Consider the following 16,545-nt stretch of genomic DNA (forward strand, 5'->3'; position numbering starts at 1 on the left):
CGCCATGTCGAGCTGTGCAGATGTGTTTGAGGATCTGGAAATTTACAAATCCTCGGGCACATGCGGATTAAACGCGCCGCTTTTCAAAATACCATAGGCAATCACCGCAGCAATCATCCCGTAGGCTATTCTTGGTATCCATTCGGCGACCTGTTTTTGTTGCAATGCCAGGCTGGCGTTTTCACCTTTGGCATAGTGATCCAGCATTTCTGGCAGGCTGCCACTGGCTTCACCGGTTTGCACCATTCCCAGCAGCGCGCTATTGTTAATCTTTGGCAAGGCACGCAAAGCATCAGCCAGGGTTGCGCCTTTTTGCATGCGTGGCAAAATTTGCGCCAGATCCCGTCTCAGCAAGACATTGTTCACGCCATGAAGGGCGAGCGGTACGGCTTCAAACATGGGCAGTCCTGCTTCCAGCAACAAGGCGATGCTTTGCCAGAAGTCGCAAAAATTACGCTGTTTATGCATTTTGCCAAAGACCGGCAGTGCCAGCAAAATACTGTCAATCGCAGACACCCTGGCATTAATGGGACGCATCTGCAAACGGCGCATCGCATAAACGCCGCCAGTGAACAATATTGCGCATAGCAAAACCGGACGCAGAACACTCCATAGATAAGCTGCCATGGTCAGTGTGCCGCCTATCAGTTGTGGCAAAGGCGTCACAAATAAAGAGAGCAGGCCAGTAAAGATAGGCAAGGCCATACGCGACTTGATACTTGCCAGTTGCTGGGCCTTGACCTGATAGTGCTCTGCCAGTCGGCGGTAGGTGGAGGTAGGATCACCTGCTGCCAGAGCGGCCTGCAATAATCCGGCTTCCAATGGTGTCCACAGGCCGCTTTCCTGGCCCGCCTGGGCCAGATTTTGTCCACGTGTGACACCACGCAGAGTCGCAAGCATGCGGGTTTGATATCCCCCGGGCAATTTGATCAGTGCCAGTGCCCTTAGCGGGGCTATCCCTGCCTTGCTGAGCGCGGCCAGTTGATGCAGCAAGTCTGCACGGACACCAAAAGGCAGCGGGAGATGGGGCGTATTTTTCATGCCTGCATTGTGCCATGAAAGAAATTTTCAGTCATAAAGAGGACTTATTTGTTAACTTGTTTTTATCATAAAATGGATGTGAAAATCTGTCTTACGTGTTAGGGTAAGTTCTTGAGAATAAGCACCCCAGAAAAGACAAAAAGAATTGCGCATGCCATCGTCGCAGGCCAGTAAAGTGCCACTTTTGACGCTGGCGATAACCGGAATGTGGTGACGCTTACAAGGGATTTTCCATGTCAGAATTCATATTTCATCCTGAAACCTCACAAGGGGACAATCATGTCAGCGCATACGGCCTTGTACCCTTGTACCGCCTTTTACGAAAATTCTGTTATGGGCTCGGCTTTAGCATCATGGCAGGTTCTGTGATGGCAGCGCCCTGTGACATTCCAGCCATGCGCGAATTTGATTTTTGGTTGGGTGAATGGCAGGTACATACGCCGGATGGCAAACTGGCCGGCACGAACAGTATCAGCCGCGAATACAGCGGCTGCGTCATTCACGAGCGTTATATGACTGGTCGTGGTTATAGTGGCGAGAGCCTGAATATTTACGACGCACCACGTAAAATCTGGCATCAGACCTGGGTCGATGATACCGGCACATTATTATTGCTTGAAGGCGGGCTGCAAGGGGCGAACATGGTACTGGAAGGCCAGAATCTGGCCGCTGAAGGACATACTGTCCGGCACCGTATCAGCTGGATGCCAAATGCGAATGGCAGCGTGCGGCAGTTATGGGAGTCAACGGATGCTCGCGGCGTATGGACGGTTGCTTTCGATGGGCTTTATACTAAGAATATTAAAAAGTAAAATTTCGCGCATCTGTTGTTTGCGTGGCAGGGGCAAAGCATATTGGTTATCGCCCGGTTTTGAGTGAGGTAAAAAGGAGTTGACGATGCAAACATTGAGATTATCAGCCATCTTGCTCGGCCTGTTATTTTGCGCCAATGCAGCGGCATCTGAAATACTTGAGCTGCAAGACTATCATGCATCAGAGGCAAAAGCCGACAGAAAAGGTCCGTGGCTGGGTTTGCAGCAGGTGAATAATGGCTGGCGACTGGTCGCTGCCAAGCCGACATTCAAAAAAATACCAGACCCGATTACTGAACAGGGCCTGCGCGTATCTGCCAATGTAGCCAACATCAGGTTGCTATTGTCAGACTCCAGTTTGAAAGCCGGTGCTGTTACTTTGTCGGATGAAGCGAAAGTGGTAGGTGGTTCGATTGATGAAGAATTTGAACTATCCACCTTGCCGCCGCTTGGTCATGACAGGCTGATGCATTTGAATGGTCTGGAATATAGATTGCAAAACCGCGATGGAAAAATTTTTCTCATGTATCAGGGAACTGAGCAATATTTATTCGATTACACAGAAAACCAGGAAGACAATAACGCCAAGCTCATATGGGTAGGTGACCTTGATCATGACGGTAAGCTCGATTTCATCTTCGATACATCCAGTCAATATAACGTAACTGAACTCAGGCTTTACCTGTCCGGCAAGGCAGACAAGGGGGATTTGCTGAAACTGGTTGCCAAGCGCAAATCTACGGGTTGTTAGTAGAAATTTGTCTGAGATATCCCTTTCAAAAGCCCTAGCTTACAAATATTTACTTTTTAAATCCTTACACCTGTCTCCCATTCAGATGTTTGATGCGTTATCAAAGCATGAGTCTTTTTTCTGTCATCAGGAGATCAAAAATGGAACAAGCACAAACTGCTAATCGTATTCATACCCGCATCCACCCTTTAGTAGCTGGCGCTGCAGCATCGGTTATTCTGGTCAGCCTGTTAGGTGCTGCTGCAATTTGTGGCTTTCTGCCAAATTCACATGGCAGCGCGCAACAGGCATCAGCCAGCCTGAGTGCTAATGATATGCCCCCTGTTGCGGCAGCCACTGTTCAGTCAGTGATGAATTATGCGCCGCCTGCTAACCTTGACTATGTTGCCCGCCCAAAGCCGGTACAAGTGAGTTCTGGCAATATGAACAATACCGGCGTGATTCATCACACCCCGGTCAGACACTATCAGACCGTAGAGACGCAAGAGCCAGTGGCGCGCAATAGCCCTTTGGGCATAGGCCTGGGTGCGGTTGTAGGTGGCCTGCTGGGTAACCAGGTTGGCGGCGGCAATGGCCGTACCCTGGCGACGATTGCCGGTGCTGTTGGCGGTGGCTATATCGGCAATGAAGTCGCAAAAAGAAACCCCTGAATCTGATTTATTGTGCGTCACTGGTGCTGATCAGGGCGCGCAATAATTCGGCAGCGGGCCCCTGGTTAGCCCAGGTCTGAGACAAATCCTGGTCTCCATTGGTACTGACCATGATCAGGATATTGTGGCTTTGCAAGTCGACCAGGTTCAATATGCGCAGGCCGGCAATCCAGCCCTGGCGCTCAACAATCACGACTGGATTTTTTTCATCCACACCCTTGAAGGGATAAGCCCAGACGCCGATGGCACCGCCGACATGATTTGGCTTGATCATTTCATCCCGGCTCTTTGGCGACAGCAATTTGCCCTGTATGAATGCCAGGTCAAAAGCATGCAAATCCTTGAGCGTGCCAAAGCTGGCACCAGCCGGGCCATAGCTGGCAAAATTCACTTCAGGTTCTGGTTTGCCACCCAAGATACCGTGCAAATGTTTTTTTGAATCCGGCAGGCTGGCAGTGTAATAGCCCACGCCTTGCATGCCAGCGGGGGTGAAAATGCGTTGTTGCAGCAAGCTCAAAAAACTTTGCTTGTTGATTTTTTCCAGCAGGGCTCCCAGCACAATGTAATCACAATTGTTGTAGTCGAATTTACTTCCAGGTGCAGATGTATTTTTGCCGGCGCAAAGTCCGGTTGCAAATTTTTGGATGTCGTCACCACTATTCGCATTTATCATATGAATAGCCGGTGACACCATTTCGTTATACAGGCCAGAATAGTGGGTCAGCAATTGACGCAGTGTCGCCGTACGCGCCTGTGCATTCGGGTAATCTGGCCAATAACTGCCCAGGGTCTGGTCCAGTTGTAATTTACCGGCTTCCACCTCTTGCATGACCAGTATGGCGGTCATTTGCTTGGTGATGGAAGCGAACCGAAAAGTTTGCCTGGTGTCTGTCACCTTGCCAAAGCTTTTTTCCAGCAAGACCTTGTCATCGCGGGCAGCAAAGACCATGCCCTGAAAGCCGCTGGCTTTCAAGTTTTTTGCGGCCTCTTCCAGGCTAGGGGATTTGGCCGATGCTGCAAAACATGGCGTCATTGTCAGACTGCTTGCCAGCAAGACGGCAGTAAGGAATGCTTGACGAAACGGGGTCATACTTTTCTCCGGGCATGGATGAGGCGGAAAGCACGTAATTTGCACTGATGTTAGCCCACATATTAACAAAAGCGCGGCGAGTATGAAACCTAGGCTAAGGGCAAGTTATAATCAAACGCTGATATGGCCAGATTTCACTTACCTTCATTTGCTCGCATGCAGCATGACACCGCAAACTGACACAGCTGAAACTTTATTTTATAAAGCCAACGAACTGATGGGAAAAGGTGAGTTTGCCGCTGCTGAACAAGCCTTTCGTTTGGCACTGGTTTTGGAACCGGATCTGGCGGAAATCCATGCGAATCTGGCCTGGTTGCTGGAACAGCAAAAGCGTTATGCCGAGGCAGAACAGTGCTATCGGCAGGCATTGCTGCTGGCACCCTGGCAGTTGCAGATATTATCCAATTTTGCTGTCATGCTGGCTGCATTAAAACGCTTTGACGAAGCAGAAGCCCTCTATCGTCAGGCATTGTTAATCGATGACGATGCCGTTTCTGTCTGGTCCAACCTGGGTGTCCTGCTGGCTTGCACCTGGCGCGAAGATGAAGCAGAAAAGTGCTATCGCAGGTCACTGGAGCTTGCACCGGGCTACCGCAAGGCGGCCTTCAACCTTGCGTACCTCTTGTTGCGCCAGGGGCGCTATGAAGAAGGCTGGCAACGCCTGGAATCGCGCGATGGGGTAGAACCGCTGGAAAAAGAGTTGCGTGAAACCCCCGAGATCGATTGCTGGCAAGGCCAGGACCTGACAGGCAAATCCATTTTGATCTGTTTTGAAGCCGGACATGGCGATATGCTGCAATTTTGCCGCTATGCCAGCCTGCTCAAGAAGCGTGGCGCATCCCGCGTATCCATACACTGTCACCCGGGTCTGAAAACATTGATGACAGGTCTTGACGGTGTCGATGATGCCATTGCGCTGGGTGAAGCCATAACGCTTGGCAACTGGCACTACTGGGTGGCTTTATATAGTTTGCCAAGGCTATTCATGACCCGCATTGATACCATCCCTGGTGATCTGCCTTACCTGAGTGTTGCCTCCGGGAAGATATTGCATTGGGCGGGGGAAACGGCGATAGCTGGAAATGCTTTGCGGGTAGGCCTGGTCTGGAAGGGCAATCCGAATTTTGAGAATGATGCCGACCGGTCCATGCTCTCGCTGAGGGAACTGGCAATGCTTGGTGAGGTGCCAGGTGTACAGTTTTTCAGCCTGCAAAAAGGGGCAGGTGAGGCAGAAGCGCGAAATCCGCCGGCACCTTTATCCTTGGCAGATCTCGCGCCTGGCATCACTGATTTTTCAGATACAGCGGCAATCATCCTGAATCTGGATCTGGTCATTGCAGTTGACACTGCCGTTGTTCACCTTGCTGGCGCCCTGGGGAAGCCTTGCTGGGTCATGCTGCCAGCTTACCGGCAAGACTGGCGCTGGCTAAAGGATCGCCAGGACAGTCCCTGGTATCCCGGTGTCATGCGGATCTTCAGGCAAACATCGGCTGGGGACTGGTCGACTGTAGTCGCCGAAATCAAGATGGCACTTGTACAATTGAAAACATAGTCAATCGGTCAACGCCATTGCCTTCACATCTGACGAAGTGGTGTGACAAAGTATAATGTCGCACCATGAATCTATTAAGAACCCTTGCTGCCATCAGTGGCATGACCATGTTGTCTCGTCTCACCGGGCTGGCGCGTGATGTGCTGATCGCCACGCGCTTTGGTGCCGATGCCTACACGGACGTTTTCAACATCGCCTTTCGCATTCCCAATTTATTGCGGCGCATGTTTGCCGAAGGGGCATTCTCACAGGCATTCGTCCCCATCCTGGCAGAATATAAAAACAAACAGGGCGACGCTGCGACCAAAAACCTGATAGACCATGTCGCTACCCTGATGACCTGGACGCTACTACTGACCTGTGTACTGGGTATCATCGGTGCACCTGTCCTGCTGTATTTCATGGCCAATGGCTATGTAGGCAAGGCTACCGAATTCAATGCCGCCATCGTCATGACGCGCATCATGTTCCCCTATATCGGGTTCATGTCCATGGTTGCCCTGGCGGGCGGCATATTGAATACCTGGCGTGAATTCAAGGTGGCCGCGTTTACCCCGGTTTTATACAATCTGTCTTCGATCGCTGGTTCATTGTTTCTGGCACCGTTTCTGGCGCAACCGATTTATGCCCTGGCAATCGCTGTCTTTGTCGGCGGGGTATTGCAACTGGCAATACAAGTCCCTTCACTGGTCAAGATCGGCATGTTGCCGCGCATTAGTTTTCGTGTCGACACTGCCTGGCAGGACGAAGGCGTGCGCCGTATTGTGCGTAATATGGTGCCGGCGATACTGGCTGTGTCAGCCACCCAGATCAGTATTGCCATCAATACCAGCATTGCATCGAACTTGGCGACAGGCAGTACTACCTGGCTTGCCAATGCCGACAGGCTGATGGAATTTCCCACGGCTCTGCTGGGCGTGGCGCTGGGCACCATCCTGTTACCCGGCCTTGCCAAAGCCCATTCTGATGGTGATGCGACAGAATATTCAGCCTTGCTGGACTGGGGTTTGCGTCTGACCTTTTTACTTGCCCTGCCAGCTGCGGTGGGTTTGGCGACCATACCCGAAGCGCTGACAGCGACCTTGTATCATCATAATAAATACAGCACGCATGCCGTGCAGATGACTTCCAACGCACTGGTCGCCTATGGCATAGGCTTGCTTGGCCTTATCGTCGTCAAGATACTGGCCCCAGGTTTTTATGGCAAACAGGATATACGCACGCCAGTGAAAATTGCGGTTGCCGTCATGCTGGCAACCCAGGCCATGAATTATGTATTTGTGCCTTACTTTGCTCATGCGGGCCTGGCCTTGTCGGTTGGCTTAGGCGCCTGCGTCAATGCGATTTTCTTATATACGGGCTTGCGCAAGCGTGGCATTTACCAGCCCAAAAAGGGTTGGCCAATGTTTCTGTTCAAGTTGTTCGCGGCCTTGATATTGATGGCCGGGGTGGCGTTATGGACATCACAGCAATTCCACTGGCTGGAAATGCGTGGCACACCGATACGCCGTGTGGGTGCTTTGTTCCTCGTACTGATTGCCTGTGCCATTACTTATTTTGCAGCACTGATAGCCATGGGTTTCAGACCACGGGATTTCAGGAAGGTGACCAGGGTTTGATTTTTGAATAAACCCTGAACTATCCGCACAAGAGCACTGCCGCAAAAGCAGTGCTCTTGTTTTTTAAAAGGGAAATCGGTAAGGATGCATTGATTCCCACACCGCTATCAGCGATTTCCTATAGCGCACCCACCTTATCCGAAGCAAGCTGGCGATATGTAAAAAACCTCTCATAGGAGCCAGTATGCCCGAGGGCCCGTCTATCCGTATATTGCAGGAAACCGCCAGCAGCTTTTCAGGCAAGACGGTGAAAAGCGCACATGGCAATGCGAAACTGGATATGTCGCGCCTGGCAAATCAGAAGATCAAGGCCTTACGTACCTGGGGTAAGCATTTTCTGATTGTTTTCGAGCATTTTACGATACGCATTCATCTGCTGATGTTTGGCAGTTATCGTATGAATGAACGCAAGGATGCTATTCCTCGTCTGTGCCTGTCATTTGAGGATGGAGAGGAATTGAATTTTTATACCTGTTCCATCAAATATCTTGAAGGCGATATCAATGATCAATATGACTGGAGCGCTGATGTCATGTCAGACAACTGGGATGCTGCCGCCGCACGAAAAAAATTACGGGCAAACCCGTCCATGTTCGTTTGCGACGCCTTGCTTGAACAGGATATTTTTTCTGGTGTAGGCAATATCATCAAGAATGAAGTCTTGTTCAGAATCCGCCTGCATCCGCTTTCCACTGTGGGCAACTTGTCCGCAGCAAAATTGTCAGAACTGGTTGTGCAGGCAAGGCAATACAGCTTTGAGTTTCTTGAATGGAAAAAAGCCTTTGTCCTGAAACAGCACTGGCTGGCGCATACCAGGAAGATCTGTCCACGTTGTCATATCCCGTTCATGAAAGCGCATCTCGGTCAGAAAAAGCGCAGGGCTTTTTATTGCGAACGCTGCCAAAAGAAATATGGCTGAGGCATTTTAATTTTTGTGGTGAAAATCTTTGAATTTCTGCGGGCTTTTTAAAAGCCAGACCCTGCCTGATACCAAAGCAGGGCGGTTTTTAAAACATGAATGACTTCACCAGATTCAAATCGCCGATCTTGCGCAAAGGAACAACAAAACTCTCGCGTTTTTCTCTCGGCGTGTTTTCATAAAACACCAGCGTCACACGGGTAGTGATGATCGGTTTTTTTCTTTGTTTTTCATCGAAGTTATAGCCAGCTTCGCTGTAATTACCCCAGTAATTGACAAACACATGATAGGCGCCATGCGCAGGATCTATGGTTGTGAACATTTCCGGGCCAGGGCCATCAACGCTGTCTACATCAAGTCCACCACCGCCTTTTAATATGGGGGCAGCGTAAAATGCATGCTGCCCGTCGGGTGTGATGATGTGGAGATCCACTTCAGCCTCCGGTGCATCCCATGAGCAAATGATACGCAATTGCGGTGACAACTGCTGGGAATTGGCTTCGTAATATTGCACGCGCTGGGCGCTTTTGCCATCCGGGGTCTTGATTTCTATATTGTTTGATCCGCTGCCGAAAGCATAGTGACGTTCAAAGCGGCCATCTTCGCCATAGTTCAAGACCATGGGGTTACCGTTCACCACCAGTGTATGAGCACGCTGTTTACCAGCGGTTCGTATATGACCTTCAATAAGCGTACGGTTGCGTTGCATACCCCGGTCTATGGGAGGCGCGGGGTAAGACGAGCGTGCTTCACCTGAGCGGTCTATCAGACCGGCATAATTCCAGCCACCTCGTGGGCCATTCAGGGTCACGCCTTCTTGTGGCTGATCTGCAGCAAAACTGTTGCCAGTGCTGAGAGCCATAGCCAGCGGGAACAGGGAAATAATTAAAAACGGTTTCATGATATGTCTTACATCAAGGGTAACTGAATGATTTGATCAGGGTAAGTTCACCAGCCTTACGCATCGGTACCTGAAAGCTTTGCTGCTTTTCAGATAGCTTGCCTTCTTCGCTGATGATGGCGACCTTGGCGATAGTCACGGCTTTGTCATCGCCACCATTGCCGTAGTAATTGACATAGACGTGATATACCCCTTTTTGCGGGGATGTATTGGCATAAATTTCAGGGCCGTAACCAGTCGTCACATCAACATCCAGTGCGCCGCCATTTGGCACGACACGGTTACCGTAAAACACATGCTGGCCATCGGGTGAAATGACATGCAGGTCAAGGTCGGTGCCATCGCTGTCCCATGACAGCACCACGCGCAGGCGTGCCTGGGGTTTGCCTGCATTGGCATCATAAAACTGTACACGTCTGGTGTCGCCACCACCCGGTGCGCGAACTTCTACACTGTTGGAACCTGCGCCAAATGAATAAGGACGGGAATAATCACCCGTTTCCGAGATCGACAAAGGCATATTCACACCATTGACGATCAGTTTGCCTGGTCCTTTTTTAGGTGCGCCAGTGATACGCCCCTTGATCAGTGCGCTCTCAGGCTGGCCCAGGGTGTTGACTGAAGATGCAGGATAGTTGACTACCTGGCTAAATCCTGCTTCCTCGCTGCTGGTATGGCGCCAGCCACCACGCGGTGTTTCTACCGTGTTATCTGCCAGTACCGCAGGCACCCAGGCGATATTGCCTGAGACCAGGCAAAGGTAAATCAAGTGTTTGTAATACTTCATGTCGTGCCCTCTATCAGTCGGCGTGCCAGTTTTTCAACATAGACTTCGTTAGCGCCATTCGGATGAAATCGCAAAGCCAGATGCAAATATTCATGTGCCAGAGTGATACGTTCATCAAGGCTGCGCCAGCCACGAACGTAAATGCGCATGCGTTTTTGATCGGAATAGGGGTTGCCGTGATTGAGCTCACATACTGCGGGCATAGTTTCCGGGTTTTCAAATCCAGGTTCACGACCTAAAATGGCTTGCCATTTGCCTGCCGCATTGCTGAGCCATGCCTGGGCGCTTCCTAATGGAGCGCAATCTGATTTGCCATTCATGCTGCTGATTGTCGCTTGCGGGAAACTGCTGGCGAGTATGCGTTCGAAATTCCAGCCCTGGCTGGCTTTGCTGATGGCGTCTTTCAGTGACATGCGGTTCGTGGCAGCAATGTCATTGTGATAGCGCACATTGACGCCCTGAAGTATCAAGTCATTGCTAAACCAGGCCACACCCAGTGCCGCTTCGGTTGGTGGGTTGGGGCTGACACGCTGGCGGCTGGTTGCGTCGGCAATATGCCAGCAGCCGCGTTCAAAATTTGCGTTCTGGACCAGATAACTGCGTACGACGATGGCCAGGCTGCGGGCCGCTTCGACGATGGTGGCATCACCTTCGCGGTCAACTACGCGGGCGACATAATCATTGATGCTGAAGCGACCACTGATTTGTGGCACGGCACCAGCAGGCCGGCTTAAATTGAGGTTGCCATTGCTGACGATATCAAGGGCATTGCCATTGCCAAATTGCAGACGGTATTTGCCGCTCAGTGTACCGGCTTTGGCTGGCGCAATGGCGTTGGCCGATAAGATGGAAACTTCGCGCAAAGGATAGCGCGCAAAAAAATCCACATCGACGCAACTGACATCGTCGCCCGTATTTTCGATGCTGCCTATGTTGGCCCAGCGCGGTAATGGCAAAGTGCTTGCCAATATTGGCGCCCAGTTGCTGAGAGCTGACCGGCTTGAGCCGCGGGTACCAAACCAGAACGGCGTACCGTCTGCCAGCCAGCCAGCAGCGCCACCAAATGCAGTTTTATCGGCCAGATGCCAGGAATAGGTCTTGTAGCGTATGCCAGTACCCAATTGGGCCCAGGCTTCACGGCCATAGCCTTCCAGACTGGTTTCCAGCAAGGCGGTTCTGGCGGCGGCGCGCGCATTTGGTGAAAAACTGGCCAGGGCTTCCAGCAATTCCCTGACACTGACCTGGGTATCAGGCTGCAGGTTTTGATAGTGCTGCAACCATTTTATCTTGCTGCGACTTTGCCAATAAGCAACCCAGGGTTTTTCTGTCAAGCCCAGTCTCGCGGGTGAAAAGTAGGGAGCACAAGAGCGTGCCAGTGCGGCGTCACGTTCGACTTTTTCGCCGGGTTCGCAACAATAACGCTCTTCGCTCTGTTCTGCCTTGGTCTGGGTATTTTTTGCACTACAGGTAAAAGCAGTTTCCTGTGCATGACTGTCTGTCAGATAGGCGTAGGTAAACAATTTCCACAGGCTGCCCAGTGGGACTTTTTTATCTGACACATTGCTGTCCCTGATATCTTTCGCCTCTTTTGTCTCCGGGAAGTCTTTCGCTGGCAGCGGACGGGTTTCCACTTTGCCGTCGCGCAGCCATGCCACGCTACCCTCGTCTGCTGAATAGGCAGACAAGGGAGCAATCGCTGCCATGCTGACTGCGCAGGCAGTCACGGCATGTCGTCGAAAACGTTTAGCGAATTTCCAGCAAGGCACGTGGTTTGTCCTCAAAGGCTTTTTGATCTGGTTGGTACATGCGGTAATAGCGCGCCGCTGGCAAGGCAAATTTACCGGTTTGCGCCGCCCTGACGAGATGGCGTATGACTACCGGGCCATCCAGTGTATCTACAGGCACGGAATAACCACGCAAGGTTTGCTCGTAACGTGCACGTTCCAGCGCTTCCATGGTTTGCCCGCCAGGTGCGCGTATATTGATGCCCCAGGTAGAGCGGTCAGCCGTCGTACCCGGTGGCAGTGCTACTTCGACGATACCAAAGTTCAGGGCTGGGCCAGAAGTGCGTGTGAGTGTGATTTCATCCAGATAGACTTCATCGGTTTTTAATACCGCGCCATCGCCCAGCAATTCCATACGGAAGCCTGCCTTGCCTGGCACGGTAGTGACCTTGCCTGTGGCATCTTTCGTGCTGGTGTTGCTGGCTGCTTCAGCGACCAGTTTATAGAGACGGCGTTCCAGTCTGACTGGCAGGCTGGTTTTTTCCGGTTCGCGGCTATCGAACTGGGCAATTGCCACCATGCCTGTCGTTGGTGAAGATGCCAGCCTGATTGCGGTCGGCACGGGTGTTGTGGCTGTACCGGTCCACCGGTAGACGTTTTGACCGGTAGCAGTTTCTCTCGCCTGCCAGCCGGCTTCGAGTTCCACTTTGGCCATGTTATTACGCAGAATTGGGTCACTGGCGCCAGACTTGCCAGCACTGCCACCGCCCATGGCACGGTAAGTCCACAGCAGGCTCAAGGCACGGTCTATGGTAGGGGACTCTGCGCGAACACGTTCCAATACGGCTGCCGCATCGCTGGCAGGGCGTTTGCCCGTCAGTATCAGCAAAGATTCACCCAAAGGCAGGTCAGCCTGATGGACACGTTGCGCCGCATCTGGCAAAGCCGCAGTGGTCGCGGCTGTCAGATTGCCCTTGCTTTGCTGTACCACATAAGCAGCCAGCAAAGTACTCATGGCGCTTTGCACGTCATCACCCTGGTTACCAAATACCAGGCTGGACATGACAGAGCGGTTGCCTGCATTTGCCGGTTTGGCAGCTGCGCCGGCCTTGTTGCCCAATTCTTCGCTCAAGGCTTCGGCCAGCGAGCGTACTGGCAAACCCATATCCTGCATCCAGTACAGCATGAGGGCACGATGCCACAGCGGTTGATTGACACCGTCTTTGCGATAAATTTCAGTCAGCTTGTCAAAGTGGCCGTCAGGCAGGCTCAGTTTCAAGGCACGGCTGGCATGCCAGTCTGCATAATACGCATAGGTGGTCAGCAGGGCATCACCATTTTTCTCAGGCACGCTCCACCAGCCAAAGGTGGCATTCGGGCCTGCCATTTGTGCCAGACGGAAGCGGTAGCTGTACAGACGCTGCGTCAATTGTGCTGTCAGCCTTTCTTCACTTGGCAGTGTCGATTGCAGAGCCAGGCTATAGGGGATGAGGCGGCTGGATGTCTGTTCGACACAGCCATATGGGTAATCAATCAGGTCATCCATCAAACGGCGGAACTGGGCATTGGCACTATCGGCAAACTGCAATTGCACATTGCTGGCATCAGCCGGCAACTTCAACAGCGTTTCTTTGCCTGCCAAGGGCAGGCTGACAGAACGCTGACTTAACCAGTGCACGGGAATGATATTGACAGGCACATTCAGTGCATCGACAGGCTTGCCTGCCACTGACAGTGTCAAATCAACCTTGTTGTCGAGACCGTTCGGCTTCAGAGGTACCGAGACAAAGTTGGCACCGGGTTTCAGTTTGATGCTTTCCTGTTTGTTGGCACCGGCACCAGTCACGCTCAGGTTGGCAGTTGCTTCCTGATTGCCCTGGTTGAAGATGGCGACGCTGGCGTTGGGTGTATCTTGCACACGCATCCAGTTTGGACTTGTCCATTTCACATAGAAGGATTTGTCTGAGCGCACATAGGCGATATTTTGACCGACATTACCTGAGGCTTCCGTGGCGCGCACGGTGATGCGCCAGCGTGTCAGCGAATCGGGCATGACGAAGCTCAGTTTTGCGTGACCAGTGGCATCTGTCACTACATTGGGTTGCCACAAGGCGGTGTCCTTGTCTTCGCGGCGTGGTCGTTCCAATACCTTGATGGCCCTTTCCTGGGTTTGCCCGTTGGCAGGCAAGGCCAGTTTTGATGGCGGCACTGCCAGATCATAGGCAATGAAGCTTAAGCTGGCAGAAGTCCTGACATTATTGCGGCGCGGATGATAGAAAAACTCGGAAATGTCAGGCGCAATTTCTGGTTGCAGGACATAGATCATTTCATCGACCACGCCGACAGTCAACTGGCTGCCTGCCAGGGGTTTGCCATCGACCATCGCAGCCAGATCGAGTGTGACTTTCTCACCCGGCGCATACACAGCCTTGTCGGCCTTTACTGCTACGTTGATGCGTGGCTGCTGTACTTTCAGGCCGAGGTTCTGGAATACATAATCTGCACCTTTGACATAGACGACAGAGAAGGTGATATTCGGGCCAAAGTCTTCCTGCACAGGGATGTCAACGCGCCACTGCAAAGGGGACAGGCGCTTGGCTGTGACCCAGCCATTGGCGCCAGCCATCAGCGAGGTCTTCTCGACTTTGTCACGTTCCAGGGTAAACAATGCCTGATCGACTTGTTGCGGGAAGGTGACCAGAGCGCTGGCGGTTTCGCCAGGCTTGTAGCTGCTCTTGTCGAATACCATTTCTATGGAACCCTGCGGCGCGCTGACACCAGCACCGCTGACATAATGCGACGTTGCCCCGAGGATATTGCCCGCGCCATCGCGCAGGGATACGGTATAAGTACCCGGTTCAGCAAAGGCGATTGCCAGTTTGCCCTGGCTGCTTAATTTGCCGCTGCTTTTCTTGCGGTCTTCCAGTTTGACCCAATCCCAGCTTGCTGGTGCAGTAAGGGTGCTGGCAACATTGCCGGGTACAGGCAGGGCCTGCAGGTTGAAGTTGACGTTTTCACCCGCAGCAGAAAAGGCACGTTCGGCTTTGAAGCTATAGGTGCCGGCACCGCGCTCTACCAAAATTTCTTTGGTGGCACGTACACGGTATGCCGCGCCATCGGTTGCCAGGACAGATAAAACATAACGGCTGGGTTCAGTTGCAGCAGGCAGTTTGAAATCGACATAACCTTTGCTGTCGGTAGTGTAGGTCGCGGTAGTCAGCTGCACCGGAAATTGGCCCGCATAGGCAAGATCACCCTCAACGATAGTCAGGCGCTGTGCCCTGACTGTCAGGTCTGCCTTGGCATTGACAACAGGTTTGCCGTCAGGGTAAACCAGTTGCAGTTTGCCTTTGATTTCTTCATTGGTTTTATAGTCGGGCTTGTCTGCCAGCACATTGATTTCAAAATGGGGTTTCTGATATTCGGCCACTCGGAAAGCCGCACCATAGGTATTGCCCTTGTAGGCAAAGCGCAATTCATAACCACCGGCGACCGCATTGTCAGGTAACTGGAAAACGGTATCGCCACCAGATTGCGGCGTCATTTGCAGGGTTTGCGCGGCAACGGGGAAACCGTTTGCATCAAATACCTGCAACTTCAATTCACCTGCGGTGATGGGGGCAGATTCCCGGGCAGAACTGAATGTGCGGCCTAAAAATTTCACGTAGACAGTTTCACCAGGGCGGTACAGCGGCCTGTCGGTAACTGCATAAAGCTTGGTGTTATAGATTTCGCTGTCGTAATAGAAATTTTCTGCAACAAACACGCCGCCTTTATTGTCTTCGCCATACAGATAGGTTTTTTCCGGCGCATCGCGTTCGAAACTGACTACGCCTGTGCTGTCTGTCTTGCCTGTGCTTAACACACCAGCGCCATCAGTCCATACCGCTTTGGCGCCTTCTACCGGCAAGCTGGTACGGCGATCTGCCACCCATGTCAGCATCTGTTTGCTTGATACTTTGGTGACGGCGATAGAGTCAGACACAAAGACCAGTGTGACAGCGCGATAGCTGCCAACCATGGCTTCGACCAGGTACAGGCCGGGTTCTTTTTTGCCTAAAGGTATCAGCACATTTCCCTTTGGGGAGATGATGAATTCGCTGCTGCTACCCGCCAGTTTGACACCTTTGGGCGGCTGTATTTCTTGGGCGATATGTACAGGGTAACGGAAACTGTCGACCAGGTTGTGCGCTTTTAATGGCTGGTACAGTGGGTTTAAAGTCACAGGTGTTGCTGCTTTTTGCAAGGGATGCAGACGTACTTCGGGCATTTTCGAAGTGACTGCCTGTCTGGCTTCTTTAGAAAACAGGCCGCGCCACATTTTGCGTGAAGCGACCCACCAGTTATCCCAGGTGCGCGCCAATGCATCCGACACACCCGCGCCTTTGTAATTGCCCTGGGTATCGATGCGGTGCAGGTTTTTCTGCGCCTTTAAAAATTCCAGCGGATCTTTGACGCGATATACGTAGACGTCAACACCACCATATTCGGCGATGGGGCCAAGATCCTGTGCTTCCAGCCTGACCATGGCAGTGTCATTGCTGCCATACGCTGCGTCGCTAAGCAGGAAAAAAGAAGTGCCCCGTGTGGCATCCTGCGCCATGGCGGGCAAGAAAATCAGCAATGCGCACAACGCAGTAAAGAAGGCATAATAAGAAGATTGACGGGATTTATTGATATGGGCTCTCATTGGGCGCTT

12 protein-coding genes are annotated in these 16,545 nt (G+C 52.0%); 6 read left to right on the forward strand and 6 right to left on the reverse strand.

Annotated elements, in window-relative coordinates; translation table 11 throughout:
- Positions 1–42: 42 nt before the first annotated feature.
- On the reverse strand, positions 43–1,041 hold the full coding sequence (locus ACO0LH_RS17165) for a type II secretion system F family protein (protein ID WP_422942345.1): 999 nt from the start codon (positions 1,039–1,041) through the stop codon (positions 43–45).
- 233 nt (positions 1,042–1,274) lie between these two features.
- On the opposite strand from ACO0LH_RS17165, the gene ACO0LH_RS17170 reads away from it, so the two are divergent.
- The 3 genes from ACO0LH_RS17170 to ACO0LH_RS17180 all read left to right on the forward strand — a co-directional run bounded on the left by ACO0LH_RS17170 (position 1,275) and on the right by ACO0LH_RS17180 (position 3,254).
- Positions 1,275–1,853: a hypothetical protein gene (locus ACO0LH_RS17170; protein ID WP_422942346.1), complete on the forward strand. Its 579-nt coding sequence runs from the start codon at positions 1,275–1,277 to the stop codon at positions 1,851–1,853.
- An 85-nt stretch (positions 1,854–1,938) separates the two neighbouring features.
- On the forward strand, positions 1,939–2,604 hold the full coding sequence (locus tag ACO0LH_RS17175; RefSeq protein ID WP_422942347.1) for a hypothetical protein: 666 nt from the start codon (positions 1,939–1,941) through the stop codon (positions 2,602–2,604).
- Positions 2,605–2,744: 140 nt separating this feature from the next.
- Positions 2,745–3,254, forward strand: coding sequence for a glycine zipper 2TM domain-containing protein (locus ACO0LH_RS17180; protein ID WP_422942348.1), 510 nt, complete (start codon positions 2,745–2,747; stop codon positions 3,252–3,254).
- Between the two features lie 7 nt (positions 3,255–3,261).
- Here the strand turns inward: ACO0LH_RS17180 and ACO0LH_RS17185 are convergent, their stop codons facing one another.
- Positions 3,262–4,344: a serine hydrolase domain-containing protein gene (locus tag ACO0LH_RS17185; RefSeq protein WP_422942349.1), complete on the reverse strand. Its 1,083-nt coding sequence runs from the start codon at positions 4,342–4,344 to the stop codon at positions 3,262–3,264.
- 163 nt (positions 4,345–4,507) lie between these two features.
- Between ACO0LH_RS17185 and ACO0LH_RS17190 the strand changes: the two genes are divergently transcribed.
- From ACO0LH_RS17190 to ACO0LH_RS17200, 3 genes are all read left to right on the forward strand, one after another.
- Positions 4,508–5,896 carry a tetratricopeptide repeat protein gene (locus ACO0LH_RS17190; protein WP_422942350.1) on the forward strand — a complete coding sequence of 463 codons (1,389 nt, stop codon included), beginning with the start codon at positions 4,508–4,510 and terminating at the stop codon, positions 5,894–5,896.
- Positions 5,897–5,961: 65 nt separating this feature from the next.
- Positions 5,962–7,515, forward strand: a complete 1,554-nt coding sequence (gene murJ, locus ACO0LH_RS17195) for a murein biosynthesis integral membrane protein MurJ (protein ID WP_422942351.1) — start codon at positions 5,962–5,964, stop codon at positions 7,513–7,515.
- Positions 7,516–7,699: 184 nt separating this feature from the next.
- The gene (locus ACO0LH_RS17200) at positions 7,700–8,434 is read left to right on the forward strand and encodes a DNA-formamidopyrimidine glycosylase family protein (protein ID WP_422942352.1); all 735 of its coding nucleotides are present in this window, start codon (positions 7,700–7,702) and stop codon (positions 8,432–8,434) included.
- Between the two features lie 88 nt (positions 8,435–8,522).
- Here ACO0LH_RS17200 and ACO0LH_RS17205 read toward each other — a convergent pair whose 3' ends face one another.
- From ACO0LH_RS17205 to ACO0LH_RS17220, 4 genes are read right to left on the reverse strand one after another with little or no spacing between them, the layout of a single operon-like run.
- Entirely contained in the window at positions 8,523–9,335 is an 813-nt protein-coding gene (locus ACO0LH_RS17205) for a YfaP family protein (protein ID WP_422942353.1), read from the reverse strand.
- Positions 9,336–9,348: 13 nt separating this feature from the next.
- Positions 9,349–10,122 carry a YfaP family protein gene (locus ACO0LH_RS17210; RefSeq protein WP_422942354.1) on the reverse strand — a complete coding sequence of 258 codons (774 nt, stop codon included), beginning with the start codon at positions 10,120–10,122 and terminating at the stop codon, positions 9,349–9,351.
- A complete protein-coding gene (locus ACO0LH_RS17215; protein ID WP_422942355.1) occupies positions 10,119–11,846 on the reverse strand; it encodes a DUF2300 domain-containing protein in 1,728 nt (575 codons plus the stop codon). Before ACO0LH_RS17215 ends, ACO0LH_RS17210 begins: the two co-directional genes overlap by 4 nt.
- Before the next feature lie 19 nt (positions 11,847–11,865).
- The gene (locus ACO0LH_RS17220; RefSeq protein ID WP_422942356.1) at positions 11,866–16,536 is read right to left on the reverse strand and encodes an alpha-2-macroglobulin family protein; all 4,671 of its coding nucleotides are present in this window, start codon (positions 16,534–16,536) and stop codon (positions 11,866–11,868) included.
- Positions 16,537–16,545: the final 9 nt, after the last annotated feature.

Origin of the sequence: Undibacterium sp. TJN19, from assembly GCF_049339485.1 — a bacterium.
Classification (GTDB): Bacteria; Pseudomonadota; Gammaproteobacteria; order Burkholderiales; family Burkholderiaceae_D; genus Undibacterium.